This window comes from Parvularcula lutaonensis (assembly GCF_014651915.1).
In the GTDB taxonomy this organism is placed as follows: Bacteria; Pseudomonadota; Alphaproteobacteria; order Caulobacterales; family Parvularculaceae; genus Parvularcula; species Parvularcula lutaonensis.
This window is the reverse complement of the sequence record NZ_BMXU01000002.1, coordinates 1,004,628-1,031,626: the sequence shown is the minus strand read 5'-3', so window position 1 is coordinate 1,031,626 and position 26,999 is coordinate 1,004,628. Positions and strand designations below refer to the sequence as shown.

25 protein-coding genes and 1 tRNA gene are annotated in these 26,999 nt (G+C 63.0%); 14 read left to right on the top strand and 12 right to left on the bottom strand.

Annotated elements, in window-relative coordinates; translation table 11 throughout:
- On the top strand, positions 1-2,079 hold the full coding sequence (locus IE053_RS13410) for a penicillin acylase family protein (protein ID WP_189576804.1): 2,079 nt from the start codon (positions 1-3) through the stop codon (positions 2,077-2,079).
- Positions 2,080-2,523: 444 nt separating this feature from the next.
- On the opposite strand, the gene IE053_RS13405 is transcribed toward IE053_RS13410, so the two are convergent.
- Positions 2,524-3,024, bottom strand: a complete 501-nt coding sequence (locus tag IE053_RS13405; RefSeq protein ID WP_189576801.1) for a GcrA family cell cycle regulator — start codon at positions 3,022-3,024, stop codon at positions 2,524-2,526.
- A gap of 227 nt (positions 3,025-3,251) precedes the next feature.
- Here IE053_RS13405 and IE053_RS13400 point away from each other — a divergent pair, with 227 nt between their 5' ends.
- Both IE053_RS13400 and IE053_RS13395 read left to right on the top strand, forming a co-directional pair.
- Complete coding sequence (locus IE053_RS13400) at positions 3,252-4,112, top strand: ABC transporter permease (protein WP_189576800.1); 861 nt, start codon at positions 3,252-3,254, stop codon at positions 4,110-4,112.
- A 3-nt stretch (positions 4,113-4,115) separates the two neighbouring features.
- Positions 4,116-5,075 (top strand): Hsp33 family molecular chaperone, encoded by a 960-nt coding sequence (locus IE053_RS13395; RefSeq protein ID WP_189576798.1) that lies wholly within the window; start codon positions 4,116-4,118, stop codon positions 5,073-5,075.
- A gap of 71 nt (positions 5,076-5,146) precedes the next feature.
- Here IE053_RS13395 and IE053_RS13390 read toward each other — a convergent pair whose 3' ends face one another.
- From IE053_RS13390 to IE053_RS13360, 7 genes are all read right to left on the bottom strand, one after another.
- Positions 5,147-5,743 carry a VPLPA-CTERM sorting domain-containing protein gene (locus IE053_RS13390; protein ID WP_189576796.1) on the bottom strand — a complete coding sequence of 199 codons (597 nt, stop codon included), beginning with the start codon at positions 5,741-5,743 and terminating at the stop codon, positions 5,147-5,149.
- Positions 5,744-5,902: 159 nt separating this feature from the next.
- Positions 5,903-6,823 (bottom strand): AEC family transporter, encoded by a 921-nt coding sequence (locus IE053_RS13385; RefSeq protein ID WP_189576794.1) that lies wholly within the window; start codon positions 6,821-6,823, stop codon positions 5,903-5,905.
- Between the two features lie 81 nt (positions 6,824-6,904).
- Entirely contained in the window at positions 6,905-8,329 is a 1,425-nt protein-coding gene (locus IE053_RS13380; RefSeq protein WP_189576792.1) for a Glu/Leu/Phe/Val family dehydrogenase, read from the bottom strand.
- Between the two features lie 58 nt (positions 8,330-8,387).
- Positions 8,388-9,950 carry a bifunctional phosphoribosylaminoimidazolecarboxamide formyltransferase/IMP cyclohydrolase gene (purH, locus tag IE053_RS13375; protein ID WP_189576790.1) on the bottom strand — a complete coding sequence of 521 codons (1,563 nt, stop codon included), beginning with the start codon at positions 9,948-9,950 and terminating at the stop codon, positions 8,388-8,390.
- A gap of 128 nt (positions 9,951-10,078) precedes the next feature.
- On the bottom strand, positions 10,079-11,167 hold the full coding sequence (locus IE053_RS13370; protein ID WP_189576788.1) for a UDP-N-acetylglucosamine 4,6-dehydratase family protein: 1,089 nt from the start codon (positions 11,165-11,167) through the stop codon (positions 10,079-10,081).
- A 242-nt stretch (positions 11,168-11,409) separates the two neighbouring features.
- A complete protein-coding gene (gene rpe / locus IE053_RS13365) occupies positions 11,410-12,075 on the bottom strand; it encodes a ribulose-phosphate 3-epimerase (protein WP_189576786.1) in 666 nt (221 codons plus the stop codon).
- A gap of 38 nt (positions 12,076-12,113) precedes the next feature.
- Entirely contained in the window at positions 12,114-12,479 is a 366-nt protein-coding gene (locus IE053_RS13360; protein WP_189576784.1) for an ArsR/SmtB family transcription factor, read from the bottom strand.
- 129 nt (positions 12,480-12,608) lie between these two features.
- Between IE053_RS13360 and arsB the strand changes: the two genes are divergently transcribed.
- The 3 genes from arsB (at position 12,609) to IE053_RS13345 (ending at position 14,310) form a co-directional block, all read left to right on the top strand.
- Positions 12,609-13,661 (top strand): ACR3 family arsenite efflux transporter, encoded by a 1,053-nt coding sequence (gene arsB / locus IE053_RS13355; RefSeq protein WP_189576782.1) that lies wholly within the window; start codon positions 12,609-12,611, stop codon positions 13,659-13,661.
- Entirely contained in the window at positions 13,658-14,077 is a 420-nt protein-coding gene (arsC, locus tag IE053_RS13350) for an arsenate reductase (glutaredoxin) (RefSeq protein ID WP_189576780.1), read from the top strand. Before arsB ends, arsC begins: the two co-directional genes overlap by 4 nt.
- A gap of 156 nt (positions 14,078-14,233) precedes the next feature.
- A tRNA-Arg gene (locus IE053_RS13345) sits at positions 14,234-14,310 on the top strand.
- A 48-nt stretch (positions 14,311-14,358) separates the two neighbouring features.
- Here IE053_RS13345 and IE053_RS13340 read toward each other — a convergent pair.
- The gene (locus tag IE053_RS13340) at positions 14,359-16,305 is read right to left on the bottom strand and encodes a hypothetical protein (RefSeq protein ID WP_189576778.1); all 1,947 of its coding nucleotides are present in this window, start codon (positions 16,303-16,305) and stop codon (positions 14,359-14,361) included.
- A 438-nt stretch (positions 16,306-16,743) separates the two neighbouring features.
- On the opposite strand from IE053_RS13340, the gene IE053_RS13335 reads away from it, so the two are divergent.
- Positions 16,744-17,808, top strand: coding sequence for a glycosyltransferase family 2 protein (locus tag IE053_RS13335; RefSeq protein ID WP_229786226.1), 1,065 nt, complete (start codon positions 16,744-16,746; stop codon positions 17,806-17,808).
- Here the strand turns inward: IE053_RS13335 and IE053_RS13330 are convergent.
- Positions 17,795-18,058 (bottom strand): DUF7218 family protein, encoded by a 264-nt coding sequence (locus IE053_RS13330; protein WP_189576776.1) that lies wholly within the window; start codon positions 18,056-18,058, stop codon positions 17,795-17,797. The two genes, IE053_RS13335 and IE053_RS13330, sit on opposite strands and share 14 nt — an antisense overlap.
- 168 nt (positions 18,059-18,226) lie before the next feature.
- On the opposite strand from IE053_RS13330, the gene IE053_RS13325 reads away from it, so the two are divergent.
- Positions 18,227-18,499 (top strand): DUF2312 domain-containing protein, encoded by a 273-nt coding sequence (locus tag IE053_RS13325; protein WP_189576774.1) that lies wholly within the window; start codon positions 18,227-18,229, stop codon positions 18,497-18,499.
- A 65-nt stretch (positions 18,500-18,564) separates the two neighbouring features.
- On the opposite strand, the gene IE053_RS13320 is transcribed toward IE053_RS13325, so the two are convergent.
- Positions 18,565-19,836, bottom strand: coding sequence for a D-alanyl-D-alanine carboxypeptidase (locus IE053_RS13320; RefSeq protein ID WP_189576772.1), 1,272 nt, complete (start codon positions 19,834-19,836; stop codon positions 18,565-18,567).
- A 359-nt stretch (positions 19,837-20,195) separates the two neighbouring features.
- On the opposite strand from IE053_RS13320, the gene IE053_RS13315 reads away from it, so the two are divergent.
- Together IE053_RS13315 and IE053_RS13310 are read left to right on the top strand one after the other, a co-directional pair.
- Positions 20,196-20,639: a phasin family protein gene (locus IE053_RS13315; protein WP_189576770.1), complete on the top strand. Its 444-nt coding sequence runs from the start codon at positions 20,196-20,198 to the stop codon at positions 20,637-20,639.
- A gap of 165 nt (positions 20,640-20,804) precedes the next feature.
- Positions 20,805-22,697, top strand: coding sequence for a S9 family peptidase (locus tag IE053_RS13310; protein WP_189577018.1), 1,893 nt, complete (start codon positions 20,805-20,807; stop codon positions 22,695-22,697).
- A 9-nt stretch (positions 22,698-22,706) separates the two neighbouring features.
- Here the strand turns inward: IE053_RS13310 and IE053_RS13305 are convergent, their stop codons facing one another.
- The gene (locus IE053_RS13305) at positions 22,707-23,477 is read right to left on the bottom strand and encodes a hypothetical protein (protein ID WP_189576768.1); all 771 of its coding nucleotides are present in this window, start codon (positions 23,475-23,477) and stop codon (positions 22,707-22,709) included.
- A 204-nt stretch (positions 23,478-23,681) separates the two neighbouring features.
- On the opposite strand from IE053_RS13305, the gene clpS reads away from it, so the two are divergent.
- From clpS to tnpB, 4 genes are all read left to right on the top strand, one after another.
- Complete coding sequence (clpS, locus tag IE053_RS13300) at positions 23,682-24,005, top strand: ATP-dependent Clp protease adapter ClpS (protein WP_189576767.1); 324 nt, start codon at positions 23,682-23,684, stop codon at positions 24,003-24,005.
- A 3-nt stretch (positions 24,006-24,008) separates the two neighbouring features.
- Positions 24,009-26,336, top strand: a complete 2,328-nt coding sequence (gene clpA, locus IE053_RS13295; RefSeq protein ID WP_189576765.1) for an ATP-dependent Clp protease ATP-binding subunit ClpA — start codon at positions 24,009-24,011, stop codon at positions 26,334-26,336.
- A gap of 167 nt (positions 26,337-26,503) precedes the next feature.
- The gene (locus IE053_RS14605) at positions 26,504-26,626 is read left to right on the top strand and encodes a hypothetical protein (protein ID WP_268249067.1); all 123 of its coding nucleotides are present in this window, start codon (positions 26,504-26,506) and stop codon (positions 26,624-26,626) included.
- Entirely contained in the window at positions 26,623-26,982 is a 360-nt protein-coding gene (tnpB, locus tag IE053_RS13290) for an IS66 family insertion sequence element accessory protein TnpB (RefSeq protein ID WP_373302875.1), read from the top strand. Before IE053_RS14605 ends, tnpB begins: the two co-directional genes overlap by 4 nt.
- The last annotated feature ends 17 nt before the right edge of the window (positions 26,983-26,999 follow it).

Below are 26,999 nucleotides of genomic sequence, written 5' to 3'. Positions count from 1 at the left end.
ATGTTGAAGCGCATCGGCCTAGCTCTGGCCTCGTTCGTCCTTGTTCTCTGGGCGATCCTTGCCTTCAAGGCGAACAGCGACCGCCAGGCGAAGATCGAGCATCTTGGCAGCTATGGCCCTCCGGCAGCATTCAAGATCGAGCGTGACGCGTTTGGTGTTCCGTCGGTCTATGGCGCGACCGATGCGGCGGTGGCCTACGGTCTGGCCTACGCGCACGCCGAGGATGACTTCGAGACCATCCAGATGCGGATGGCGCCGATCGTCGGCCAGCTCGGTGCGATCACCGGGAAGGAGGGCGCGAAGATCGATTACGTCAATGAGCTCCTCCAGACCCAGAAAGTCGCAGCTCGGAAAATAGGTGAGCTGAGCGAAGAAGCGCGCGCCATGGCAAAGGCTTATGCCTACGGCCTCAACCGATATGCCGCGGACCACCCCGACGAGATCATCCGCCACCAGCTCTTCCCGGTCACCGAGCAGGACGTGATCGCAGGCTTCGTCCTGATCTCCCCCTTCTTCTTCGGCCTCGACGACATCATTGGCGACCTTGCCGAAGGCAATGTCCCGGAAGAGGCACCGGAAATCGCCCGCGGCTCGAACGCCTTCGCCATCGCGCCGACCAAGATGGCGGATGGCTCCACCGTCCTGATCTCCAACTCGCACCAGCCTTGGGAAGGCCCGCTCGCCTGGTACGAGGCGCGCATTGCGTCGGGCGAGGGCTGGTCCATGGCAGGCCCCTTGTTCCCCGGCGTGCCGTTCATCCTGATGGGGTATAATGAACACCTGTCCTGGACGAACACGGTCAACGTCCCGGACCTGACCGATATCTACAAGCTCACTCTCGACGACAGTGGCGACCGATACCTGTTCGACGGTGAGTGGCGGGACCTCGAGAAAACGAGTTTCTGGATCAAGGTGAAGTTCGGCCCGTTCCTCGTTCCCGTTCGCCAGACGGTCGAGCACTCCGTGCACGGCCCGGTCATGCGCAACGACAAGGGCGCCTATGCCTTCCGTTATGGCGGCATGGGCGAAGTGCGCCACTTTGAGCAATACTACCGCCTCAACCACGCCAAGTCCTTTGACGACTGGATGGACGCGATGAAAATGCAGGCAATCCCATCGACCAATTTCGTCTATGCGGACAGGGAAGGGAACATCGCCTATCTCTACAACGCGGCATTTCCGAAACGCGATCCGTCCGTCGATTGGTCGGGTGTCCTGCCGGGCGACGATCCGGCTTTGGTGTGGACGGAGTATGAGCCGTTCGACGCGATTCCTTCCTATGTGAATCCGGAGAGCGGGTATCTCGTCAATGCGAACAACACGCCTTTCCTTGCGACGGCCTCTGACGAAAACCTCAGCGAAGAGCGGTTCAGCAAACTCGTGGGCATCGAGGACAAGGTGACGAACCGCATCGTCCGGGCCCTGACGCTCCTCGAGAAGCATGAGGGCCCGCTGACCCATGCGGACCTTCACCGCATCAAATACGACACCGCCTATGATCCCGAGAGCCCGCTCGGCGCTAAGTTCGTAGATCTCGTCTCCGATGAGAACCTCTCCGAGTATGACGAGGAAGCCGCCGCGCTCCTACGCCAGTTCGACTATGACCTCGACGGTCGGGGGGCGGCAGATTCGCTGGCCGCGCTTGTCATCTATGACCTCTATCTCGGCATGCGCGGCTGGCACGCCATGCCCACCCATGAAGAGGCGATCACCGAGGCGGCGGATCACCTGCGCGCGACGTTTGGCAGGCTTGATCCTCCGTTCGAGAATCTGTCCCGGCTGCGCCGGGGCGAAAAGGACTTGCCGCTCACCGGCGGGCCCGACGCGCTGAAGGCTCTTTATTGGGGCTTCGACGAGGATGGCCGGCTCTATGGCCTCAACGGTGACAGCTATATCGCCTATGTGCGCTGGGACGCAGACGGGGGGTTGAGCGCCGAGACCATCTATCCCTTCGGCGCCGCGATGGGGCGTCCAGGCTCTCCCCATTACGCCGACCAGGCGCCACTGTTCGCAGAAGGGCGGATGAAGCCTGCGCCACTTCCCGACTGGCGGGAAGCCGCTGCGCTCGCGGGCAAGTAGACGTTTTTCGGCCTCTGGGGAGTTTCGCTTTCTTGGCCGGTCGTCCGCCATCCCGGAAAGCCGAAGGCTTATACGGATGACGGAGGAGGGGTCAGCGCGTTGAGCCACCCGTGGGTGGTTGTGGGAAAATCAGGTAACGGAGCGGACGCTAGGGCTCGCTTCTCGTATAATTTGTAGGCGGGCCTTTTGCGTCCGCTCCCGGTGTTTTTCTGCGAGGGCTCACAGAGCACTTTAAGCCCTCGGCCAGCGCCCAAGGGTTGTCATCCCAGGGCGATGGAACACCGCCCCGCTGCCAAACCGTGACGAACCCGGATTGTCCTGAAGAGCAGCAGGGACAGAGAGGATAGACTGGCTGGAGCGGAGGGGGATAAGTCTTCCCACCCGCGCTCCCCACGGCCTGGCATCCGGGGCGTTTGCGCCCTCCGGGAGGCGATCCAGTCTGTCCTAGCTCACGGCTCGGATCGGGCGGGGAAGGGCCGGGGCTTCGCGGCTCTTGCGTTCTTTTCTTGAAGTCGAGGGCTGGAATGCCAGCTGCGAGTGATAGGCGCAGTAGGGTTTGCCGCCGGTCGCGCCTTGGCCACAGAAGTGGAAGTCCTCCGACGCCGGATCACCAATCGGCCATTTGCATTGGTCTGTGCCGATCGAGCTCACGGTCAGCCGACTCGACCCAAGATCCGTGAGCGGAGGGAGGTCGCGCAGCACGCTTCGGACCGCAGGGCGCTCCGGCGCTTCCGATGCGGTCGCCACGGCCGCGGAAACCCTCGGTTCATGGTGCACGGCTTTCGGCTTTGCAGGTGCCGCTCGACCGGAGAGGCCGAGCCGGTGCACCTTGCCGATCACCGCGTTTCTCGTGACGCCGCCCATACGCGCAGCAATTTGACTGGCTGAATGCCCCTCTGCCCAGAGTTTCTTCAGCTCCTCAACACGCTCTTCCGTCCACGCCATCGGTCTTCCTCCTGGTCCTCCTGGGGTCCCAGACCGTGACCCTATATCTGGTAAGGCCGCAATCTGTGTCCCCATATGTTGTGACCTTTCGCGAAGCTCAGCACAAGATGAATGGTCACCGAGTTATTAAGGTCCAGATCTTGTCCGCGTCGTTTTTCTCCACAGATGAGGCTGTATCCTGCCTCCCATAGCGGTAAGGGGCTGGACCGCGACGGAAAGGTTTCCCCATGGCGCGTGACACTGCATCACCAGAGGCCGTTGAGGCTCCTGCCTTCGGCGAGAGACGATTCGGCCGTATGAACTGGCTGGGTCTGTGGACCCTCTACAAAAAGGAAGTGATGCGTTATCTGAAGGTCGCCGCGCAAACCGTCCTTGCGCCGATCATCACGACGATGCTGTACCTCACGGTTTTTCTCGTGGCCTTCGGCGCGGATCGCGACGTGACGATGGAAGGGCAGGTCATTCCCTTCGCCGCCTTCCTGCCGCCCGGCCTCATCATGATGGCGGTGCTGAACAACGCGTTCCAGAACGCATCGAGCTCCCTGATCATCGGCAAGGTTCAGGGGTCGGTGGTCGATATCCTGATGCCGCCGCTCTCCGCCGCAGAGCTGACCATCGCTTTCGTCATGGGCGCCGCCACGCGCGGCCTGATGGTCGGCTTCGTCACGGCCGTGACCATCGCGCTGTTCATGGTCGCGACGGGTGGGCCTTTTGGCATCCACAACGCCGCTGCGGTCATCTATTTCTCGCTGACGGCATCCATCATGCTGGGGGCGGTTGGCGCGATCGCCGGGATGTGGGCTGAGAAGTTCGACCAGCTGGCGCTCATCACCAACTTCGTCATCACGCCCCTGACCTTCCTGTCGGGAACGTTCTACTCGGTGAAGAAAGAGGGCCTGCCCGGCTGGGTCGAGGACGTTTCGTCCTTCAACCCGCTGTTCTACCTGATCGATGGTTTCCGCTATGGCTTCATCGGCGTCAGCGACGCGCCCGTAGCTAGAGGAGCTGTCATCTCGCTGGGGTTGTCATTCCTAGCCTGCGCCATCACCTACATCCTCTTCAAGCGCGGCTACAAACTGAAAGCATAGACCATGTTCGACGAAGCGCCCCGGCGAGGCGGCAGCTCCGATGATATCATCCTTCCCTTCCAGGTCGGCGAATCTGCGGTGCGCGGACGCCTCGTGCGCCTGGGTCCGGCCATCGACGACCTCCTGAAGCGTCATGATTTCCCCCTGCCTGTGCAGCAGCTGGTGGGCGAGGCCGCGGCCCTGGTCGCGATGCTCGGCGCTTCGCTGAAGTTCGACGGCAAGCTGATCCTGCAGGCCCATGGCGACGGTCCCGTCTCGATGGTGGTCGCCGATTACACCGTCGGCGGAGCCCTCCGCGCGACGGCAACGCTGCAGTCTGGCCATGAGGATGTGGCGGCCCAGGCCCAGGGACCGGAACTTCACTTCCTGCTGCGCAAGGGTCACATGGCCATGACCATTGACCAAGGCGCGGACATGGAACGCTACCAGGGCGTCGTTCCGCTCGAAGGCCCGAACCTCGCCAAGGCGACGGTGAAATACTTCGCGCAGTCGGAGCAGATCCCGACGGCGATCGAGCTGGCCGTCGGCCAGATCACGGATGCTGACGGCAACACGACCTGGCGTGCTGGCGGGATCATGGCCCAGTTCATGCCGGGCGAGGGCGGTACCCGCGAGCGCGGCGAGGAAGTGTTGATGGAGGCGGAGGACCACGACGCATGGAACCGAGCGGCGATCCTCCTCGACACGGTGAACGCGGACGAACTGCTCGATCCAACGGTCTCACCGGAGCAACTTCTCTTCCGCCTCTACCACGAAGACGGCGTGCGGGTCTTCGATCCGTCGACGGTGCACTTCGGATGCACCTGCAACCGGGAAAAGATTGCGGCCGTCCTGGCGCAGTACTCACGGGCGGACATCGATGACATGATCGAGGATGAGGCAATCGAGGTCACCTGCGACTTCTGCCGTGAGGTGTACCGCTTCGAGCTCGATGAAACCGGCGAGCAGTTCAAAGACAGCTAGGGCCGAACCCAGCCTGGGAAAAGAAAAAGGCGACGCCGCGGCGTCGCCTTTTTTGTGAATGGGCAGGCCGTTCAGGCGCGACGCTTTCTCCGTGCGATCTGGAGGGCAATCAGGCCCGTCGGCAGGAGAAGCGCACCTGCCGGAATCGGGACGGCCTGGACCGAGAAGGCGTCGATGTCGAAGCCGTCAGAGCTCCGCGTGTTCGAGAAGGTCGTCTGCGAAACGTCGATGAAGCGGATGAACGAAAACGGACCAGCACCGACATTGAACATCGAAGCTTGCAGGCTTGAGGTGCTGCCTTGGTTATCGACCGTTGTCACGAAGCTGAAGTTGACGCCGTCGGAAGAGACGTAGATCTCTGCTGCTTCATTGTGTGAGCTGCTGGCGCCGCCGAAGGTCACCTCGACCACGACGCCGTTGCCGGTAAACTGAGGATTGATCTCGAACGTCGCCGAGCCGCCAAGGCCGAGGGAGAAGAAGTCGCCGTCACCAGCCGTCGAGAACTCGACATTGCCGAGGTTGCGCCGGGCGTTATCCGTGGCGCAGGTGACGCCCGCTGGCGGCGTAAGGCCGATTTCGCAGTCCGCGGTGGCGTTTACGATTGCAGCGTTTGCAGAGCCGACCATGCCGACGACCGCTACTGTAGAATAGATAAGCTTTTTCATCATTTTCCCCCGGAGGGACTGTCCCGAGTCATCTCGGGAATCCCGCCTTCCAACGGAAAGATGTTAACTGAATGGCTCGAATACTTCAACCGGACATATCAATGCAGATAGATCCTTCTGCAGTGAAGTTCTCAGAAACGGCAGGGTTTCTTATCTTTGGTGTCATGCGCCGGCCAGCGGGATCCAGAGTGGCAAGCTGAGAAACGTTAGCACCGTCGTGACAGTCACATGGCCGGCGGTCAGCTCTGCGTTGCCGCCCAGTTCCTTGGCTAGGACGTAGCTCGACGCCGCGCCAGGGGCCGCACCGATGGCGGCCAGCACGACGATCACCTCGCGCGGCGCGGCGAACATGTGCCCGATGGCGATGAAGACTGCCGGGGCGACAATCAGCTTCAGGGCGACGGCGACCGCGAGAAGGCGCGGCTTCGCTCCGATGGCGGAGAAATCGAGCCCCGCGCCGATGGTCAGCAGGATGAGGGGAAGGGCGCCTCTTCCGACCAGCTCCGCCGTTTCGAGCAGCAGTGGAGCGCGCAGGACCGGGACGACGCTGGCGAGGGCACCCAGCGCGCAACCGACGATCAGCGGATTGGTGACGATCCTGAAGCCGACGCGGCCCGCGCTGACCTGACCCTCATTCGCTCCCCATACGGAGAGTGCCGCGACACAGAGGACATTGATGAGCGGGACGGTGGGCGCGAACACGATGGCGACCAGCGCGGCCTGCTCCGCTGAGAGGCTGGCCTGCGCCAGCGCGAGGATGACGAAACCGTTCCACCGCACCGCGCCCTGGAAGACACTGGTGAAGTCCGGCCCGGAAGCACGCAGCAGCGGTTTGAGCGCTACGGCAATGAGAGCCATCGCGAGGAAAGCGACCGTCGCCGCGGCAAGGAATGTCCCCGTGCCCATACCGCTGAAGCCTGCGCGCGCGATCGTCGCGTAGAGGAGCGCCGGGAGCAGGACGAGGTAGGCGAGCTTGTTCACTCCGGGCCAGAACTCGGCCCGCATCAGGCCCGATCGGCGCGCCGCCCAACCAAGGCCAATCGCCGCGGCGATGGGAACAAGACCGGAGAGAATGGGACTCAAGGCAGGATCCGTTCGTGTCGGGCTGGTCCCCACCAGGCGAGCGTGCAGCGGCGAGCCCGAAGGCCCGCCCTATGCGCAGTTTCAGAGGCCGAGCGAGCGATAGCTTTCGGCAATGTCCTTCAGCGAGACATAATAGGCCGCGGTACGCATGTCTTCGATCGCATCGACCGAGCGCCACGCTTCCCGCATGGTTTGGTAAGCAAGGCGCATGGTGTCATCGAGACCTGACCGGACGAGGTCAATCTCATCCGCACCCCGACCGAACTTCGCGACGAATTCCGGCGAAAACTTCTGTCCGGTCATCTTCTCGAGCTCCTGGAGAAGAAGCATCTTCTGCTTCTCGTCCTCCCGGCGCTGCATGCGACCGAAGCGGATATGGCTGAGGTTCTTGACCCATTCGAAATAGGAAACCGTCACGCCGCCGGCGTTGGCGTACATGTCGGGAATGATGACCACGCCCTTCTCGCGGAGGATGGTGTCGGCATTCGCTGTGATCGGGCCGTTCGCGGCCTCGATGATAAGCTTCGCTTGCACGTTGGGCGCGTTGCCGCGCCAGATCGAGCCCTCGACCGCAGCCGGGATGAGGATGTCGCAATCCTCTTCCAGCAGCTTGGTGCCATCGGTGATACAGGTACCATGGGGGTACCCACGGACGCCGCCGGTCTTGTTGATGAACTGCCTGAGAGCTTCGACATCGATGCCCTTTTCGTCGTAAATGCCGCCGTCACGCTCGGCGACGCCAATGATCAGTGCACCATCTTCTTCGGACAGGAATTTCGCAGCGTGATAGCCCACATTGCCGAGGCCTTGGACGATCACCCGCTTGCCCTCGAGATCGCCCTGCATCCGCGCTTCGCGGACGTCCTCGTCGTGGCGGAAGAACTCGTGCAGCGCGAACTGGACACCGCGCCCCGTCGCTTCGACACGACCGGCGATACCGCCAGCGCTCAGGGGCTTGCCCGTGACGCAGGCCAGGCTGTCGATGTCGGTCGGGTGCAGGCGGCGGTACTGGTCAGCCATCCATGCCATCTCGCGCTCGCCCGTGCCCATGTCCGGTGCCGGCACGTTTTGCGAGGGGTGGATCAGGTCACGCTTGGCGAGTTCTGAGGTGAACCGGCGCGTGATCCGCTCGAGTTCTTCCTCGTCCCAGTCCTTGGGATTGATGTTCAGGCCGCCTTTCGAGCCGCCGAAAGGCACCTGGACCAGGGCACATTTATAGGTCATTAGCGCCGCCAGCGCCTCGACCTCGTCCTGGTCCACGGACAGGGCGTAGCGGATACCGCCCTTGACGGGTTCCTTATGCTCGGAGTGGACGGCGCGGTACCCGGTGAAGGTGTGGATGTCCCCGCGAAGGCGGACACCGAAGCGCACGGCGTAGACCGAATTGCAGACCTTGATCTTGTGCTTCAGGCCCTCGGAGATATCGAGGTGCGCCGCGGCACGGTCGAACATGATGTCGACGCTCTCGCGGAACGTTGTTTCGCGTTCCAGTTCATCCAGTGCCATCGGGCTTCCTCACTTCTTCTTTTGGTTTCTTCTTTGGTTTGTTGGTCTTTGTCCGGTCTTAGTGCCGGAAGTGTCGCAGGCCAGTAAACACCATGGCGAGACCTGCATCGTCGGCAGCAGCAATCACTTCATCATCCCGCATGGAGCCTCCCGGCTGGATCACGGCCGTGGCGCCGGCATCCGCCGCAGCCAGAAGGCCGTCGGCGAAGGGGAAGAAGGCGTCGGAGGCGACCACCGAGCCTTTGACCAGCGGCTCCTTGAGACCCGCAGCCTCGGCGGCGTCCTGTGACTTGCGAGCGGCGATGCGCGATGAGTCGAGGCGGCTCATCTGCCCTGCGCCCACACCGACGGTGGCGCCGTCCTTGGCGTAGACGATCGCGTTCGATTTGACGTGCTTCGCCACCGTGAAGGCGAAGCGGAGATCCGCCATCTCCTTCTCGGAAGGCGCGCGTTTCGTGACGACTTTCAGCTCGTCTGCGAAAACGATCGTGTCATGGTCCTGCATCAGGAAGCCGCCGGCGATCGGGCGAAGGATCTTTCTCGGCTGGGCCGGATCGGGGAGTTCCGGAATCATCAGGAGGCGGAGGTTTTTCTTCTTCGCGAAGAGCTCTTTCGCATCCTCATCGATGCCGGGGGCGATCACGACTTCGGTGAAGATCTTCGTGATCTCTTCCGCAGCCTGACGGTCGATCCTCCGGGTCGATGCGATGATGCCGCCAAAGGCCGACACCGGATCGCAACGGAGCGCGCGGGTATAAGCCTCGGCGATGCTGTCGCCCGTCGCGACGCCGCAGGGATTGGCATGTTTGACGATCACGACTGCTGGCCGGTCGCGGAACTCCGCTGCCAGCTCCAGCGCGGCATCCGTGTCGTTGAGGTTGTTGTAGCTGAGCTCCTTGCCCTGGAGCTGTTCGGCGGAGAGAACGCCGATGCGCTCCTCCGCAGTCGTGTAGGAAGCGCTCTTCTGGTGCGGGTTTTCGCCATAGCGCAGGGTGCTGGCAAGGCGACCGACGGACCCCGTGCGGCGCGGCGGTTCTTCGCCTTCATGGAGCTGCTGGGAGATGAGGAGGTCGTACTGGGCAGTTCGTCCGTAGGCGATCGAAGACTGTTGCTTGCGGAAGGACCTGGTCGTGCCGCCTTCATCAAGCTGGGCGAGAAGCGGGACGTAGTCTTCGGGATCGGTGATGACGCAGACCCGCTCGAAGTTCTTCGCAGCGGCACGGATCATCGCCGGGCCGCCGATATCGATGGTCTCGACCAGCCCGGCCTCGTCAGCGCCCTTGCGGACGCTCTCTTCGAAGGGATAGAGATTGACCACCAGAAGGTCGATCGGCGCGATGCCGTGTTCCTTCATCGCCGCGTCGTCGATTCCCTCGCGGCCAAGCAAGCCTCCGTGAACGGAAGGGTGCAGGGTCTTGACCCGGCCATCCATGATCTCTGGGAAGCCGGTGACGTCGGAAACGTCGGTCACATCGAGCCCCGCCTCGCGCAGTGCCTTCGCCGTACCGCCGGTCGACAGCAGCACCACGCCGTGGCTTGAGAGCTTCTGAGCGAAAGGGATGAGTCCGTTCTTGTCGGAAACGGAGAGAAGGGCGCGGCGCGGCATGTGGCGGGCGGACATCGGGGGCAGCAAGCTCCTTGGGCGGTCGAGTTTCCGCGCTTGTGCTCGCCGTTTCGCTGCTTCGCAAGGGCGCTGCCGCACTTCGGCATGATCTAGTGCAAGGAGGGGTCCGGCTTGGCCGAAGCGGCTCAGACCGCCTTTTTGATGGCGTCGTTTGCTGCCTCTGCCGCGCCGACACCGGCAGCATCGGCTTTGAATTCCGGCACCAAGTGATGCACCGCTTCGAGCAGCGCGTCAGCCTTGCCAGAGCGGGCGTAGCGGATGACGTCGGAGAACCGGGGCACGAGGAGCGGTAGGTCGATCATCGTCGGGCTGGCCAGCAGCACGCCATCCGTACCTGTCTCGAGAAGCTTCTCGAGCGAGTGGAAGATTTCCTCGAACAGCTTCTCACCCGGCCGCAGCTTGGTGAAGGTGATGTCGATGTCCTTGTAGGGACGCAGGCCCGCGGCCTCGATCATGCGCTCGGCCAGCGTCACGATCTTGATAGGATCGCCCATGTCGAGGACGAAGATACGGCCGTCATTGCTGAGAACGCCGTTCTCGCTCTCAAGCGACGCTGCCTTGAGGACGAGCTTCGCCGCCTCCTGGGTCGTCATGAAGTAGCGCTGGACGTCGGGGTGCGTGACCGTCACCGGGCCGCCATTCTTGATCTGGCGGATGAAGAGGGGGGCCACGGAGCCAGTCGAGCCGAGAACATTGCCGAAGCGCACGGTGACAAACCGCGTATCGGTCTGGGCGACATCGAGAGCCTGGGCGTAGAGTTCGGCCAGCCGCTTGGTCGCGCCCATGAAAGAGGAGGGGTTCACGGCCTTGTCGGTCGAGATGAAGACAACCGTCCGTGCACCGAACTCGGTCGCAGCATCGAAGACGTTCTTCGCCCCGAGAACGTTGACCAGCGCCGCCGCACAGGGGTTCATCTCGACGATCGGCACGTGTTTCAGCGCCGCAGCGTGAAGGACCACCGAAGGCTTCGAGGCCTTGAAAAGGCCCATCACGTGGTCGCGCTGGCACACATCCACCAGCTGCGGGACCAGCACCTCGCCGAAGCCGTCCTCGGTCAGTTCCCGTTCGATGGAGTAGAGATTGAACTCGCCATTATCGGCAAGGATAAGTTGCCTTGGCCCGAGGCGCGCGATCTGTCGGCAGAGCTCGGAGCCGATCGTCCCGCCCGCGCCTGTGACGAGGACGCTCTCACCCTCGATCATCTGGCGGGTCATGGCGAGGTTCACCGAGCGGGGTCTGCGTCCCAGCAGGTGTTCACAGTCAAGATCGATTTCGCGACAGACCGGATCTTCATGCTTTTCCGCAGGTTGGCCAGCATTTTTCCTTCTATTCCAGAACATGCTGGCCTTCCCCATTCACAACCGTGCCCTATCAGAGTCGGTCACAATCCGAAAGCATTGATAGCGGTAGTTACAGTTTCAGACACATGCCTTTCGGTATGGTTTCCGATTCGTGATCATGCCGACGCCGACACCCTGAGCGTGTCGATGGCCTCGCGATAGCTGCCAAGGCCCGAGCGGAAGACGGCCGTGCCGGCCACCAGTGCATGTGCGCCGGCCGCAAGGACCTTGGGCGCGGTCTCTGCGTTGATGCCACCGTCGACCTCGAGGATGGTCTGCAACCCAAGGTCGTCAATCCGCCTACGGATATGCTCGATCCGGGGGAGGGACGCGCTGATGAACTTTTGGCCACCGAAGCCGGGATTGACCGACATCACGAGAATGAGATCGCACAGCTCGTAAAGGGGCTCGATGACCTCGAGGGGTGTGCCGGGGTTGATCGCCAGACCGGCCCTCTTGCCCAGATTGCGGATCGACTGCAGCGTTCTGTGAATGTGGGGATCGGGTTCGGGGTGAACGGAGATGATGTCCGAACCCGCCTCGGCGAAGGCTTCGATATAGGCCGGGTTCGGCGCGATCATGAGGTGCGTGTCGAAAGTCTTCTTCGACAACGGGCGAAGAGCCTTCACCACGTCGGGGCCTACCGTGATGTTCGGGACGAAGTGGCCGTCCATGATGTCGAGATGGATCATGTCGGCGCCGGCTTCATCGACGGCTTTCACCTCGTCACCGAGGCGGGAGAAATCCGAAGCGAGGATGGAGGGGCTGATGAGAACGGTCATGACCGCCCGGTAGACCTGTTAAGGCGCCGCGCCAAGGGTCAGGATGCGCGACCGGTGCCAGCGTCACCGCAGCCCGTCTCCTGAGCACGCCGGAGCGGGGCGCAAGCCTCGGGATGGCCGGCGCAGCAATCATTGACCAGCGCGTCGATCATGCTCGTCACCACCGGGATTTCGACCGTGTAGATGATGCTGCGGCCATCGCGCCGCTGGCTGGTCAGCCCGGCCCGGCACAATACGGTGAGATGCGCGCTCAGCGTGTTGGGCGCGACGTCGAGGCTGCGGGCGAGTTCACCGGCGCTGACCCCGTCGGGACCGGCTTGCATCAGCGCCTTGAACACGCCGAGCCGGGTCGGCTGGGCGAGGGCGTTGAGCTGGGCAACCGTGTCTGCTTCCGACTGGACCATGCGGCAGAATTGCGCGGGGTTGCAAAAGGTTGCAAGAACCCGTGACGATTCTGCGACAATTCAGGAAGCATTGAAATAATGGCGTCTGTGGACTAGCTGGCGCTGGTCGACAAGGAAGGCACGCACTTCATGGGTATCTTCGAGCGTTGTCTCAGCCTCTGGGTCGCATCCGCGATCGCGCTTGGCATCCTCCTCGGCCAGCTTTTCCCCGGTCTCTTCGCGGGCCTTGCGGGTCTCGAGGTCGCCAATGTCAATCTCGCAGTGGCGCTGCTGATCTGGGCGATGATCTATCCGATGATGATCGCGGTCGACTGGGCCGGGCTCAGGCAGGTCGCGAAGGAGCCCAAGGGCATCTTCGTCACGCTCGCCGTCAACTGGGTCGTGAAGCCCTTCACCATGGCCGCGCTCGGCGTCCTGTTCTTCCGTCATGTCTTTGCCGGACTCATCCCGCCTGCCGACGCCGAAGGCTATATTGCGGGCCTCATTCTGCTCGGCGCTGCTCCGTGTACGGCGATGGTATTTGTCTGGTCGCAACTGACCAAGGGTGATCCGAATTATACTCTCGCCCAGGTCAGCGTGAACGATGCGATCATGGTGGTGCTGTTCGCGCCGATCGTGGCTTTCCTTCTTGGCGTGACGGAGATTGCCGTTCCATGGACGACGCTCCTCCTGTCCGTCGTCCTCTATGTCGTCCTGCCGCTGACGGCGGGGGCCGTGACCCGGCGTGTCCTTCTCAGGAAAGGCGAGGGGGCCGTCCAAGCCTTCCAGGCGAGGCTCAGGCATGTTGGCCCAGCAGGGCTCATCCTCACCGTGGTCCTTCTGTTCGGCTTCCAGGGAAGCGTGATCCTCGAACGCCCACTCGTGATCGCGCTCATCGCCGCGCCCATCCTGATCCAGTCCTACGGCATCTTCGCCATTGCCTACGGTGCGGCCTTCGCGCTCCGTGTGCCTCACAGGGTTGCCGCGCCCTGCGCGCTTATCGGGACGTCGAATTTCTTCGAGCTTGCGGTGGCCGTTGCGATCAGCCTCTACGGGCTGGGTAGCCCGGCGGCCCTCGCCACGGTGGTTGGCGTCCTCGTCGAAGTGCCTGTCATGCTGAGCCTCGTTGCCTTCGCCAACAGAACCCGGCACCGCTTCGAGATCAATGAAGCCAAGGCCCGGAGGGAGCAGCCCGCAGAATGATCGTGATCCACCACAACCCCGACTGCGGCACCTCGCGCAATGTCGTGCAGATCGTGCGGGATGCAGGCTACGATCCCGTCATCATCGAGTATCTCAAGACCGGCTGGACCCGCCCGCAGCTCCTCGGCCTCTTCGCCGCCGCGGACCTGACCCTGCGTCAGGCGTTGCGGGAGAAACGTTCCCCTGCTGAGGAGCTGGGCCTCCTCGAAGAGGGCGTCTCGGACGAGACGATCCTCGATGCGATGGTCGAGCATCCGGTGCTGGTGAACCGGCCGATCGTCTGCTCGCCGAAGGGCGTAAAGCTCTGCCGTCCGTCGGAGACGGTGCTCGACCTCCTCGATCGATGGCCGGCCGGGCCCTACGAGAACAAGGAAGGCGAGCTCATCATAGACGCCGACGGCAGGCGGGTTCGATAACCCTGCCGCCCGCCAACCGGCGGAGCCTCCCTACCTGCCGAGGCCCGGCCAGGAACGATTTCCACCCCGCCGGGCACAACATTCCAAGAAAGACGCGAATTTTAGCGCCCGACCCGCTTGCATCCCTCGATCCCATGCGGCATAGGCGAGCGCTCAGCACCGGTAGCTCAGCTGGATAGAGCACGTGACTACGAATCACGGGGTCGGGAGTTCGAATCTTCCCCGGTGCGCCATTTCCCCTCTTTTGGTGTTTCGCTCTGCTTGGGTCCGTCTCATCGGGGTTAGTTTCGCCTGCGGCGGTCATCTGGCACTTCTGGGCGGTAGAAGAGCGCGTAATCCTGATCGGCGTAGAGGCGTGCGAAGCCATTGGCTTCAAGCCATGTGCGGCTGGGGTAGGGCTGGCTTTGTTCGATCACGATGGCCAGGGGACGCCCAAGACGCTCCATGCGCTGGAGGGCGGGCGACCACTGGGCCGTGTCAGTGCTGAAAAAGGCTTCGAGGGTTCCGACGCGCTGCCTGAACTCCGCCCGGTCGTGGCCCTTCACCGAGAGCAATAGGTAACGAAGCTCGAGCCCGATGCCCTGCGGGATGCCGCTGGGCTTATAGGGGGCATAGACGGCGCGACGGGTGAAGCCGGGAAGGTGGACATCCTGGACCGGGGCCACGATGACCGCCTTGGTATCTGTCCCTGTACGGATGGAATCTGTTACTCCTGCAAGCGGATGCGGATGCAGGAGGCGGAGGTCCGTCCCGTCCGCCGTAACCGACAGCAGCCCCTCCGGTCGGGAGCCGAAGTCGAAGGCTTTGGGGAGCGCGGGCAGGATGCATAAGGCCGAGACGGCTGCGAACAGCATCCCCCTGCGCCGGGGGTTGAGCGAAGCGGTGATGCTGCCGAGCGCCACCGGGACCAGCGGGGACAGCAGGACGCTTGCCGCGAGGATGAACTTGTACTCGTTCCGCCAGTGCGGGATCGTCACCACGACGTGGAGCGCGCCGAGGCCGAGGGCAATCAGCACAAAGAGCATCGTCTCGCGCCGTCGCTCTGGCCACTGATTGACGACGAGCCAGCCGAGAGCGGCGAGGGGGAGGGCGAGGCTGAACAGCGTATGGGGCACCTTGCGCAGGACGTAGTAGGAGATGTCGAGACTGACGCCTGTTCCTGAGACCCGGTCGCCTGTCACGATGGCGTAATAGATCACGAAGAGACCGAGCGCGCCGCCTACGAACAGTAACGTCCACAGAATGTCCGTGCGGAACTCCTTCAACGGCACCGCGGGCTTGGCGAGGAGCCCCGCGACGATCCTCGCCCCAATGACGCCAAGGCCCACCGGCAGGAAGAGCGGATACACCACGGCCAGCGCGAGAAGCAAGGTGGCGAGGAGCCCCGCCCGAGCCCGGCTCCCGATCCTGTCATCGGGCAGGAGCACGCCGAGCAGCATCGCCGTCAGGAGGACATAGGACAGCGACATCTGGTTGAAGAGGTAGAATTTGCGCAGGAACGAGGAATAGCGCGGATCGCCCGTCAGTGGGCTGAACGCTGTCTCCGGCGTGAGAAGCCTGAGGCCCGTTCCGACCGGGTTGACCGCGAAGGCCATGAACAACGGCGCCGAAGCCCGCGCGAGCAGGTCGCCGCCCAGCGCCTTCACCACAGAAACGGACAGCAGCGAGAGCGCGAGCAGGAAGGCGACATTCGACCAGACGAAGGCGCTGGCCGGAGCGAGGTCGAGCGCAAGGCTCGCCACCGCCTGGAAGGCATGGGCCGCCCACGGGTAGCCGTTGATGATCCCGGCCAACGCCATCTCCTCGGGGATGAGCGCACCGTTGAGAAACCCGTTGACGATATCCGAGTGCAGGAAATTGTGGGACCGAAGGGCGCGGGTGTTCTCGTCGAGGATGCCGACCATCAGCACGGCCAACGGCACCCCGGTCCCCAGCGCGTAAAGGGCCAGCGCCTTCCCGCGCGGCCAGACGAAAGCGCTCCTTTGCCGCCACAGGATGGCCAAGGCTGGAAGGGAGAGCAGGAGAACAACCCAAAGCGCGTCGCCGGGAGCGACCCCCGCCAGTCTCGCCGCGATGAAAATGGCCGCGACCACCACGGGCGAGAGCGCGACGGACATTCCCAGCCGCACCCAACCGGAGAACCCCTTGGTCAGGGGGGAGAAGCCGATCCACGCGCCCGGAAGCGTGACGATAGCCAGAAACGCCGCGACCCCGAGAATTTCACGCACAATCCCCTCCAGAACGCCCCGTGCCCGAAAGGCAGGGAACCCGGCGAGAGAGCAAAAGGCAAGCCTCTCCTGTGCCAATGTTCAAGCTCGCCACAGAGGAAGAGCATGACCTGCTCCAATAACGGCTTCATGCAGATGAAGTCATAGCTGCCGAAGACCCTCGTCAGGCTTCCCACTTCTTTGTAGCGTCAGGCACTGGGAAGGAAGACAGGGGGATGTCATGCAGCAGGCTGCAACTTGCAGCGTGCTAGTGGTCACAGGCAGCGCGCACAAGGCGCCTCTCGCAGATGGCGTGGACCCGCTGGTGATCGGCGGCCGGAGCATATGGGGTCCCGGAACCGGTCAACCCGAGAGGACGGGCGATCGCAGGGCGGCGGCACTGGTTCGCCAGAACTGCGCTATCGCCTTGCGGCCAGCGGGCGAATTGAGGGGGAGCGTGTGAGCAGGCCCGAACGCATCGATCGGCTTGCGCGTCCTGCGAAAACGCCGGGTGCCAAGGTCCGGGACATTGCCGAGGAGCGTGCCCGGTCAATGCTTCGCGAAGAGCCTGTCCTTTCCCTGATTGTCCCCATGCTGAATGAAGAAGAGATGGTCCCCGTCTTCCATGAAAGGCTGTCCGATGTCCTCGAGGGTATCGGAGAGACCTATGAGGTCATCTGCATAGACGACGGCTCCAGCGACGGCACTTTCGAGGCGCTTGCGGCCATCCACGCCCGCGACCGGCGCTGGAAGACGATCCGCTTCTCGCGCAATTTCGGCAAGGAGATCGCTCTCTCCGCCGGGATCAAACACGCCCGCGGCGCGGCGGTCATCCCGATCGACGCCGACCTCCAAGACCCGCCGGAGCTGATCGCCGAGATGCTCGAGAAGTGGCGGGAGGGTTACGACGTCGTCTGTGCCGTCCGCAGGCGGAGGGATGAGGACACTTGGTTGAAAAAGACTTCGGCGAGCCTGTTCTACCGTATCATGGGCCGGGTCACGAACATTCACATGACACCGAACGCCGGTGATTTCCGCCTCATGGATCGCCGTGTCGTCGCTGCGATCAACCGGCTGCCCGAGCGCAACCGCTTCATGAAGGGCCTTTTCGCCTGGGTCGGTTTCGAGCAGGCGATTATCGAATATGCCCGCCCCCAGCGCGCGGCGGGCAAGAGCAAGTTCAACTTCTGGCGGCTGTGGAATTTCTCCCTCGACGGGATTACCAGCTTCACCACCCTGCCGCTCAGGATCTCGGGCTATCTCGGCGGGGTCATCGCGACGCTGGCAATGGTCTACGGCGTCATCCTGATCGCCCGCCATGCCATCTTCGGCGCGGACGTGCCGGGTTACACCTCGATCATGGTCGCCGTCCTTGCCCTCGGTGGCCTGCAGCTCGTGATCCTCGGGGTCATCGGCGAGTATCTCGGCAGGCTCTACACGGAGACCAAGCGAAGGCCGCTCTACGTCATTGACGCGGCCCTCGGCTTCGATGAGCCGACCGTGCCGCCGGTCAGTGGTTCCTGATCGCGTCGATCAGTACGTCCTTGTCCATCTTGGAACGGCCATCGATGTCCAGTTCCTGGGCCCGTGCATAGAGCTCGTCCTTCGTCCGGTCCTCGAGGTTCGACGCCTTGCCGCCCTTCTCTGACGGGTTCATGTCGTCACTTGCTTGTGCGTTCGCGATGCGCGCCGCCTTCTCCTTGCTGGCACCGTCCTCGCGCAGGGCTTCGTAGGTTTCTTCGTCCTTGATGCTCGGTCGGTTCTTGTCAGCCATAGGTGCTCTCCTTTTTTGAAGGGAACACCGGAGGAGGCGCGAAGCTCCCGAAGTCCCGGCCGCGCTCCCGAGACATAACCATGTTGATAACCCGCGCTTGCCGGAACCCGCTTCGACCGGGAAACCTCGGGGCTCAGGATTTATCCGCAGTGTTTCAGGAGAACCGGCATGGCTGACGGCAGCGCAGGCTTTGAGCCGCAAGGCACCCAAACCGTCGCGGGCGAACGCCTGCGCCTCTTCATCGAACGGGTCGAGAACCTCGAGGAAGAGAAGAAAGAGATCATGGACCAGGTCAAGGAGGTCTATGCCGAGATGAAAGGCGAGGGCTACGATACCAAGGTCGTTCGCCAGATCGTTCGCCTCCGCAAGATGGACCGCGCCGACCGGCAGGAGCAGGAGGCGCTCCTCGATCTCTACCTTTCGGCCATCGGCGAAGCCTGATCAGGCGAACTTCTTATGAAAAAAAGCCCGGCGCGAGCCGGGCTTTTTTTGTCTGTTTCCTGGCTTCAGCGGCCCGGCGGGAGCGCGAGACAGTCCTGGCGCTGGCGCTTGAGCTGGTCGCAGACCGCTTCGGCTTCTCCGGCCGTCACCCTGGCGTAGCGGGCGCGGTAGAGGGTGCGGCCGCGGCTGACATTGGGAACGACGACACGGTCGGCGTTCGGCGCAATGCCGGAGATCTGGTTCGCCATTTCCGCAAGGCGGGCGAGGGCTTGGTCCTGCTTGCGGTAGGCGCCGACCTGCACCGACCAGTCCCGAGGATCGTCGGCATCGGTATCGCCCTGGCCGATCTCGGCCTCCGCAGTCACGTCGATGTTGGACACAGCCTGGGCGAGGACCTGGAAGTTGAGATCATCCGCCGTCACGAAGTCGGGGTCGAGGCTCGCGCTGGCCAGCGTCACATTGGTCAGGCCCGGCTTGAGCGCGGGGACCGGCGTGCGCAGATAGGCCGTCTTGATCCGGGAGGGGCGCGATTTGATGGCGGCGAAACTGCGGGTCAGGATATCACGCATGTGCCGGTCACGGGTCGCGCCTGACCGTCCGCCGAGGACCACGCCAATCAGCTTGTGCCCGTCGCGCTCGGCGGTAGTGGCGAGATTGTAGCCCGAGGCACGGGTATAACCCGTCTTCAGCCCGGTCGCGCCTTCGTAATAGAGCGCCACCTTGTTGTGCGAGCGGTAGGTCCGTCCGTTCCAGGTGAAGCTCTTCTTCTGGAAATACGGTTGGTACTGCGGGAAATCCTGGCGCAGACGCTGGGCCAGCTTGGCCATGTCGCGTGCTGTCGTGACCTGGCGGCTGTTGGGGAGGCCGGAGGCGTTGCGAAAGCTGGTCGAGCGCATGCCGAGATCCCGTGCCGTCCGTGTCATGCGGCGGGCAAACGCCACCTCGCTGCCGGAGACATGCTCGGCCACGGCCGAGGCGACGTCATTGGCCGACTTGATGATGAGGGCTTCGATCGCCGTCTCGACGTCGATCGTGGTGCCAGCCCGCAGGCCCAGCTTCGAGGCGGGCTGGCGTGCGGCGTAGGATGAAACCTTGATCTTGTCGTCGAGCTTGATGCGCCCCGCTTCGATGTCCTCGAACAGGACATAAAGCGTCATCATCTTGGTCAGGGACGCAGGGTAGCGGCGCGAGTCCGCGTAGCGTGAAAAAAGGACATCGCCGGTCCCTTCATGCATGACGAAGGCCGCGTATTTCGGGTTCGCCTGAGCGACGCCCCCGAGGCCAAGACCGGCCACCGCGATACAAAATGCTCCGACAACGCCAAGAAGACTGCGCATCAATCCAAATCCGCCCCGAAAACCCGAGAGTTAAGCTAAGCTCACCACGCTGTGATTGCACCTTGCAAAAGCGACACGATCACGGTTTCCAGCCTATGCGAAACGTCCTAATCAAAGTCTTAATGAGCCCTGCACAGAGCAGGCCAAATGCGGACTTGTGAGCGGGTCCAGAAAACACGCAAAACGTGTTTGTGCAGCGCAGCAAGACCCCTTGACGAAGCGCGAAACACTGCATATGTTGCAGCGCAGCATGAGGCGAATGGAGTTCATTCAGCGTTCATGCCGCTGGCCGCCGTCAGGGAACCTTTCAAGGGGCGGGGGTCGGTGAACCAAACGAACGAATTCACTGGAGTGACACCATGAGCGCCACGCGCAAAACCAAAGCGGCAGCTGAAGAAACGGTCTTCACCGCTGCCAACCAAGCCCAGACGACCATCAATGAAGGCGTCGAGCGCATGACCAAAGGCCTGAGCCAGATGGGCACCTTCGCCCAAGAGAACACCGAAGCTGTCATGCAGGCCGCTTCGACCGTTGCGAAAGGCTTCGAGAAAGTGGCTCAAGAGAACGTCGACTACGCCAAGTCGCAGTTCGAGACTGCTTCGGAGAAGTTCCAGTCGCTGACGAAAGCGAAAACCCCGCAAGAGTTCTTCGAAGCTCAGGCGGAGCTCTTCCGCGCTTCGATGGAAGCCCAGATCTCGCAGGCCAACAAGGTCAGCGACATGATGATTGCCACCGCGAAGGACGCTGCCCAGCCGCTTTCCAAGCGCTACAGCGCCCTCGTGGAGCTGATGCAGCAGCGCTAAGCGCCTGCCGCATCAGCGCACCAAGTTGCGTCGAACCCCGTCGGCCCCGCCGGCGGGGTTTTCTTTTTGGGGCCAATGCGAAAGGCCGGGCGGGGAAGCTTTGCGAATTTGCCCGAACCCTCCATAAAGGCGGCAACGTCTAGGGAGGGTCCTTCCGTGAGATCCATGCTTTCCGGCATCGCTGCCGCCGTTCTGTCGCTCTCCGCGATCGCCGAAGCGCAGGAAGTGCCGATCTATCCGGCTGAGGCGTTTTTCGAGACCGCGCGCTACCGCCTCGCAGGGCCGGGCGGTGCCTGGACCACAGATGGCCGCTACCTCCTGATGAGCTCGGACGAGACGGGTATCTTCAACGCCTACCGCTTCGATACCGAGACCGGTGAGAAGCAACCGCTCACCCGTTCGCGCGACCGCTCGATCTTCGTGGTCAGCTGGATGCCCGACGACCAGAGCTTCATCTATTCAGCCGACAATGGCGGGGACGAGCTCAACCACCTCTATCTCCAGCGTCCCGACGGTCTCGTTATCGACCTCACCCCCGGCAAGGACGTCAAAGCCGACTTTCTCGGCTGGGAGCGCGGCAAGCGCGGCTTCTTCGTCTCGACCAATCGCCGCGACAGCTCCGCCTTCGACATCTACCGCTACGATGCCTTCAGCCTCGATAGCGAGAGGTTGTTCGAGAACGACATGAAGCTGGGCCAGCTGACGGTCAGCCCGGATGGCACCATGGCCGCTGGCGTCCTCGAGAAGGGCGCGGCAGACAATGACGTCTATCTCATCGATCTCGACGGCAACGACGCGCCGCGCCTCTTGACCGAGCACGAGGGCGATATCAGCCATTCGATCAACGCCTTCGATCCGCGCAGCGAGCGTCTCATCATCGGCACCAATGCAGGTTCGGAGTTCGAGCAGGCCGTCGCCATCGACCTGCGGCGGGGCGCCAGCTCGACCCTGATCGCGGAGCCGTGGGACGTTTCCTATGTCAGCTATTCGCCCAGCGGCCGCTACCGCGTCAGCGCGATCAACGAGGACGGCACGACGAAGGCGACGATCTTCGACCGTATGCGGAACAGGGAAGTCCGCATCCCCGGCAATATCCGTCGCTCGAACCTCAGCCAGGTCCGCTTCACGCCAAACGAGCGCAAGGTCGCACTCCTCAGCAGCACCAGCGCCACGCCTGCCAATATCATGACCATGGATATGGGCGCTGGCGGCCGGGCGGAACAATTGACCGACGCCCTCCGAGACCGGATCGACCCCGATCACCTGGTCGAGGCAGAGGTCATCCGCTATCCGAGCTATGACGGGCTCGAGATCCCCGCGATCCAATACAAGCCACATGCGGCCAGTGCGAAGAACAAGGTCCCTGCCATCGTCCTCGTCCACGGTGGCCCCGGCGGGCAGAGCCGCGCCAGCTACAACCCGATGGTGCAACACCTCGTCAACAACGGGTATGGCGTCCTTGCGGCCAACAACCGCGGCTCGTCCGGCTACGGGAAGACTTTCTACCACCTCGATGACAGGCGCCACGGCGACGTCGATCTCAAGGACATCGTCGCGGCACGCGGCTATCTCGAAGATCTCGACTGGGTCGATCCGGACAAGATCGTCGTCATGGGCGGCAGCTATGGCGGATACATGACCATGGCCGCTCTGGCCTTCCACCCGGAGGTGTTCGATGCCGGCATCAACATCTTCGGCGTCACCAATTGGGAACGCACGCTCAGCTCGATCCCGCCATGGTGGGGCAGCTTTCGCACGCGCCTTTACGACGAGATGGGTGATCCGGCCACGGATCGGGAGCGTCACCGCCGCATCTCGCCGCTCTTCTTCGCGGACCAGGTCACCAAGCCGGTCCTGATCGTTCAAGGTGCCAATGACCCCCGCGTCCTGCAGGTCGAGAGCGACGAGATGGTCGAGGAGCTGCGCAAGAACGGCGTGCCGGTCGAATACGTTCTCTTTCCCGACGAAGGCCACGGATTCCAGAAGCGGGACAACCGCATCACGGCGTCGAAGGCCTATGTCCGCTTCCTCGACAGGCACCTCTACGGCGACGAATAAGCCGAGAGATCAGGGCGTCCGGCCCGCGGGGCGCTCATGCTCCGTCCCCAGTTCCTGATCGAGAACCTCGTGCAGTTTCTCGAACGCGGCGGAGTAGGGCTGCACCACGTCGCGCAGGAAACCGTCGTAAAGGTCGAAATTGATCGACGTCGCGCTGAAGAAGCCGGGCGCCGCCCGCATAGCTTCGAGGTCACAGGCGTAGTGGACGGTGACCTCGGTTCCGTCCACCTGCTCCGGCGCCGGCCTGATATAGGCGATGACCTGCACCGCTTCGGGATAGCGGTCTGATAGAACGACTGGCTTGGGCAGGAGGTCCGTCCGCTCCCTCATCGTCTTCAGGACCTGGCTCAGGCGCGCGATCGCCTCGGCCAGCTCTTCGTCGCGGATGATCCCGACACGATTATTTGCCTGCAGACGGTCAAGGCTGGGCAGTGCCGCGTTGCCGAGGCTGAAGATGAAGCTGCCGCCTATGGCCATGCACTCCTCATCGGTGAGTGTGCGTGGAGGCGTCTCTCCGCTCAGCAGTTCGAGCGCCGATCCCATCGCCTCCTGAACGGCAAGGCGCGCCGCCAGCTTGTCCCTGTAGACACTCGCTCCGGTCGAGAGCTCTCCATGCAGCTCGCTCAGGAAAGCCGCTTCCTCTGCCCGGTCCTGCCGCGCCGTGTTCCAGTTGCCGAGCTGGATGCCCGCGAAGACCCCGAAGACCACGATGCCGAAATCGATAGCCACTGCCAGCCAGTTCTGGCCTTTGACATGCTTGAACATGCGGCGCAGCAGCATCGGCCGGGCCTCCTCTTAGGAACCGCTAGCGCTAGCACAGTTTCGCCCAGCCCTTCAAAGACGTGCTGGCCGTCCCTATCTCTTGGACAACGAACCCCATCACAATCCACTGGCCGTTCCCGCATCCGTTAACCAACGGGTTGCGATGATGCGGCGAAGAACCAGATACTATCCTCCGACGGACATCGATATTCTCAGGGCGGCATGAGCGAAGAACGCGACGACGAACGCGGCTACGGCACGGGCACGATCACCAAAGCCGAGCCAAAGACGAAAAAGCCGAACCTCTACAAGGTTCTGCTGCTGAATGACGACTACACGCCGCAGGAATTTGTGGTGTGGCTGCTCGAGGCGGTCTTCAACAAGGACCGTGAGAGCGCGACCAGGATCATGCTGCACGTCCATCAGACGGGCGTCGGCATCTGCGGCATCTACACCTTCGAGGTTGCCGAAACAAAAGTGGCGCAGGTCCTTGAACTGGCCCGGCGCAACGAACACCCTCTTCAGTGCACGATGGAAAAGGAGTAGCCCATGGCCAGTTTCGCATCAGGTCTCGAACGGGCAATCCACCAGGCAATCGCCATGGCAACCGAGCGCCGTCAGGAGCTCGCCACCCTCGAACACCTTCTCTACGCACTTCTGGATGACCCCGACGCCAAGGCGCTTCTCGTCGCCTGCGCCGTCGATCTCTCGGAGCTGCGCGAAACCCTCACCGAATACATCGAGGACGACCTCGCCAACCTCATCGTCGAGGAGCTGGACGAGGCCAAGCCCACCACCAGCTTCCACCGCGTCGTCCAGCGCGCGCTGATCCACGTCGAAACGTCGGGCAGGGCGGAAGTCACCGGCGCCAACATCATCGTCGCCATTTTCGCCGAGCGCGAAAGCCACGCCGCCTATTTCCTGCAGAGCCAGGGCATGACCCGCTATGACGCGGTGAACTACATCTCCCACGGCCTCGCCAAGAACGGCGTCAGCCAGCCCAAGGCCCCCCGCGGGACCGAGGACGAGGAAGAGCCGCAGGCCAAGCAGGGCCCGGAGGCTCTCGAGGCCTACTGCGTCAACCTCAACGACAAGGCCCGCAAGGGCGACGTCGATCCGCTCATCGGCCGCCAGAAGGAAGTCGAACGCGCGATCCAGATCCTCTGCCGCCGGCGCAAGAACAATCCGCTCTTCGTCGGCGACCCCGGCGTCGGCAAGACCGCCATCGCTGAGGGCCTCGCCCGCCAGATCGTCGACGAGCAGGTGCCCGAGGTCCTGGCCGAAGCCACGATCTTCAGCCTCGACATGGGCGCGCTCCTCGCCGGCACCCGCTACCGCGGCGACTTCGAAGAGCGCCTGAAGGCCGTCATCAAGGAGTGCGAGGCGCACCACCACGCGATCCTCTTCATCGACGAGATCCACACCATCATCGGCGCAGGCGCGACCAGCGGCGGCGCGATGGATGCCTCGAACCTCCTCAAGCCCGCCCTCCAGCAGGGCACGCTCAAATGCATGGGCTCGACCACCTTCAAGGAGTACAAGCAGCACTTCGAGAAGGACCGCGCCCTCTCACGCCGCTTCCAGAAGATCGACGTCATGGAGCCGAGCGTTCCGGACACGATCGAAATCCTCCGCGGCCTGCGTCCTGCGTTCGAGAAGCACCACAACCTGACGTACTCGGACGAAGCGATCAAAACCGCAGTCGAGCTGTCGGCCAAATACATGACCGACCGCAAGCTGCCGGACAAGGCCATCGACGTCATCGACGAGGCTGGCGCCCGCCAGATGCTTTTCGACGAGGACAAGCGCGTCAAGGAGATCGGCACCCACGAGGTCGAGGAGATCGTCGCGGTCATGGCCCGCATCCCTCCGAAATCCGTCTCGAAGTCGGACACAGAGCGTCTCAAGGCCCTCGATGCCGACATCAAGCGCGTGGTCTTTGGCCAGGACGAGGCGATCGACCAGCTCGCCGCCGCGATCAAGCTCGCCCGTGCGGGCCTGCGCGAGCCGGACAAGCCCATCGGCAACTACCTCTTCGCCGGCCCCACCGGCGTCGGTAAGACCGAGGTCGCGAAGCAGCTCGCCAAGATGATGGGCGTCGAGCTCCTGCGCTTCGACATGTCCGAATATATGGAGCGGCACACCGTCAGCCGTCTGATCGGTGCGCCTCCGGGCTATGTCGGCTTTGACCAGGGCGGCGGCCTTCTGACCGATGCCGTGGACCAGAACCCGCACGCCGTCGTCCTGCTCGATGAGATCGAAAAGGCGCACCCGGAGATCTTCAACATCCTCCTCCAGGTGATGGACAACGGTCAGCTCACGGACAGCCACGGCAAGAAGATCGACTTCCGCAACATCATCGTCATCATGACGACGAATGCGGGCGCCGCCGATGCCGGGCGCATGGAGATCGGCTTTGGCCGTGGTCGTGCGCAGTCGGAGCAGGAGACGGCGATCAACAAGCTCTTCACGCCGGAATTCCGCAACCGTCTGGACGCGGTCATTCCGTTCGCGGGGCTGTCGAAGCCGATCATCGACCGCATCGTCGCCAAGTTCGTCCTCCAGCTCGAGGCCCAGCTCGCCGACCGCAACGTCACCTTCGAACTCACCGACGAGGCCACGCGTTGGCTCTCCGAGCGCGGCTTCGACGAGGAAATGGGCGCAAGACCGCTCGCCCGGACGATCCAAGAGCACATCAAAAAGCCGATCGCGGACGAAATCCTCTTCGGCTCCTTACGCCACGGCGGCGTCGTCCGCGTCACTCTGGGCAAGGACGAAAAACTCGCCTTCGAATTCATCCCCGAAGACCCAAGCCGGGTGGAAGAGCCGAACGGCGAAGGGCAGGGGGATGAAGAGGAGAAGGAGCGGGTGCGGTAGTAGTTGATCTGTGGGTATTTCAGAGCGCGACGCAAAAATACTATGGGGAAAGGCGGCAGGTCACTGCTCCAACCCGGGGTGTGGTCAATCTTGCATCGTTGATCTGCAGTCAGGCGCAGTGACTGTCGGCGAAATGGCGCACCAGATAGCAAGTAAAGCCTAAGCCAGTGACGGAGCCGTCGATCGCCGAACGCATTGAGGTCAGCTTCCCCGATGGCTGCCGGTTGTCCCTGCCTGCGGAGACGCCGGTGAAAAGACTCGCGGCCCTGATGAAGGCAATGCGCTCGTGAGCCTGAGCTTTCCGTCGGGAACGAAGGTGTGGCTTGCTGCTGGAGTGACGGACATGCGCCGCGGCTTCGACGGGCTGAGCGCTCAGGCCGCGACGGTCTTGAAGGAGAACCCTCTTTCCGGGCACGTCTTCGTCTTCAGGGGAAGGTCGGGCGATCGGGTGAAGGTGCTCTTCTGGGACGGTCAGGGGATGTGTCTCTTCTACAAGCGGCTCGAGAAGGGCAGCTTCGTGTGGCCGAGGGCGAAGGAGGGGAAGATCTCGATCTCGGGCTCCCAGCTCGCAACGCTTCTCGACGGTATCGACTGGCGGCTGACGCGAGTGCCGCCCGCGGTTCGCCAGCCCACCCGGGTGGTGTAGCCTCACCGCTTCGTCAC

Coding starts and splice junctions, on each gene's coding strand:
- arsB (WP_189576782.1), top strand. CDS start 12,609: ATGGGTATCTTCGAGCGTTGTCTCAGCCTCTGGGTCGCATCCGCGATC.
- IE053_RS13410 (WP_189576804.1), top strand. CDS start 1: ATGTTGAAGCGCATCGGCCTAGCTCTGGCCTCGTTCGTCCTTGTTCTC.
- purH (WP_189576790.1), bottom strand. CDS start 9,950: ATGTCCGCCCGCCACATGCCGCGCCGCGCCCTTCTCTCCGTTTCCGAC.
- IE053_RS13305 (WP_189576768.1), bottom strand. CDS start 23,477: ATGCTGCTGCGCCGCATGTTCAAGCATGTCAAAGGCCAGAACTGGCTG.
- rpe (WP_189576786.1), bottom strand. CDS start 12,075: ATGACCGTTCTCATCAGCCCCTCCATCCTCGCTTCGGATTTCTCCCGC.
- IE053_RS13400 (WP_189576800.1), top strand. CDS start 3,252: ATGGCGCGTGACACTGCATCACCAGAGGCCGTTGAGGCTCCTGCCTTC.
- clpA (WP_189576765.1), top strand. CDS start 24,009: ATGGCCAGTTTCGCATCAGGTCTCGAACGGGCAATCCACCAGGCAATC.
- IE053_RS13395 (WP_189576798.1), top strand. CDS start 4,116: ATGTTCGACGAAGCGCCCCGGCGAGGCGGCAGCTCCGATGATATCATC.
- IE053_RS13405 (WP_189576801.1), bottom strand. CDS start 3,024: ATGGCGTGGACGGAAGAGCGTGTTGAGGAGCTGAAGAAACTCTGGGCA.
- IE053_RS13325 (WP_189576774.1), top strand. CDS start 18,227: ATGGCTGACGGCAGCGCAGGCTTTGAGCCGCAAGGCACCCAAACCGTC.
- IE053_RS13315 (WP_189576770.1), top strand. CDS start 20,196: ATGAGCGCCACGCGCAAAACCAAAGCGGCAGCTGAAGAAACGGTCTTC.
- clpS (WP_189576767.1), top strand. CDS start 23,682: ATGAGCGAAGAACGCGACGACGAACGCGGCTACGGCACGGGCACGATC.
- IE053_RS13330 (WP_189576776.1), bottom strand. CDS start 18,058: ATGGCTGACAAGAACCGACCGAGCATCAAGGACGAAGAAACCTACGAA.
- IE053_RS13390 (WP_189576796.1), bottom strand. CDS start 5,743: ATGATGAAAAAGCTTATCTATTCTACAGTAGCGGTCGTCGGCATGGTC.
- IE053_RS13380 (WP_189576792.1), bottom strand. CDS start 8,329: ATGGCACTGGATGAACTGGAACGCGAAACAACGTTCCGCGAGAGCGTC.
- IE053_RS13310 (WP_189577018.1), top strand. CDS start 20,805: ATGCTTTCCGGCATCGCTGCCGCCGTTCTGTCGCTCTCCGCGATCGCC.
- IE053_RS13370 (WP_189576788.1), bottom strand. CDS start 11,167: ATGACCCGCCAGATGATCGAGGGTGAGAGCGTCCTCGTCACAGGCGCG.
- arsC (WP_189576780.1), top strand. CDS start 13,658: ATGATCGTGATCCACCACAACCCCGACTGCGGCACCTCGCGCAATGTC.
- IE053_RS13320 (WP_189576772.1), bottom strand. CDS start 19,836: ATGCGCAGTCTTCTTGGCGTTGTCGGAGCATTTTGTATCGCGGTGGCC.
- IE053_RS13360 (WP_189576784.1), bottom strand. CDS start 12,479: ATGGTCCAGTCGGAAGCAGACACGGTTGCCCAGCTCAACGCCCTCGCC.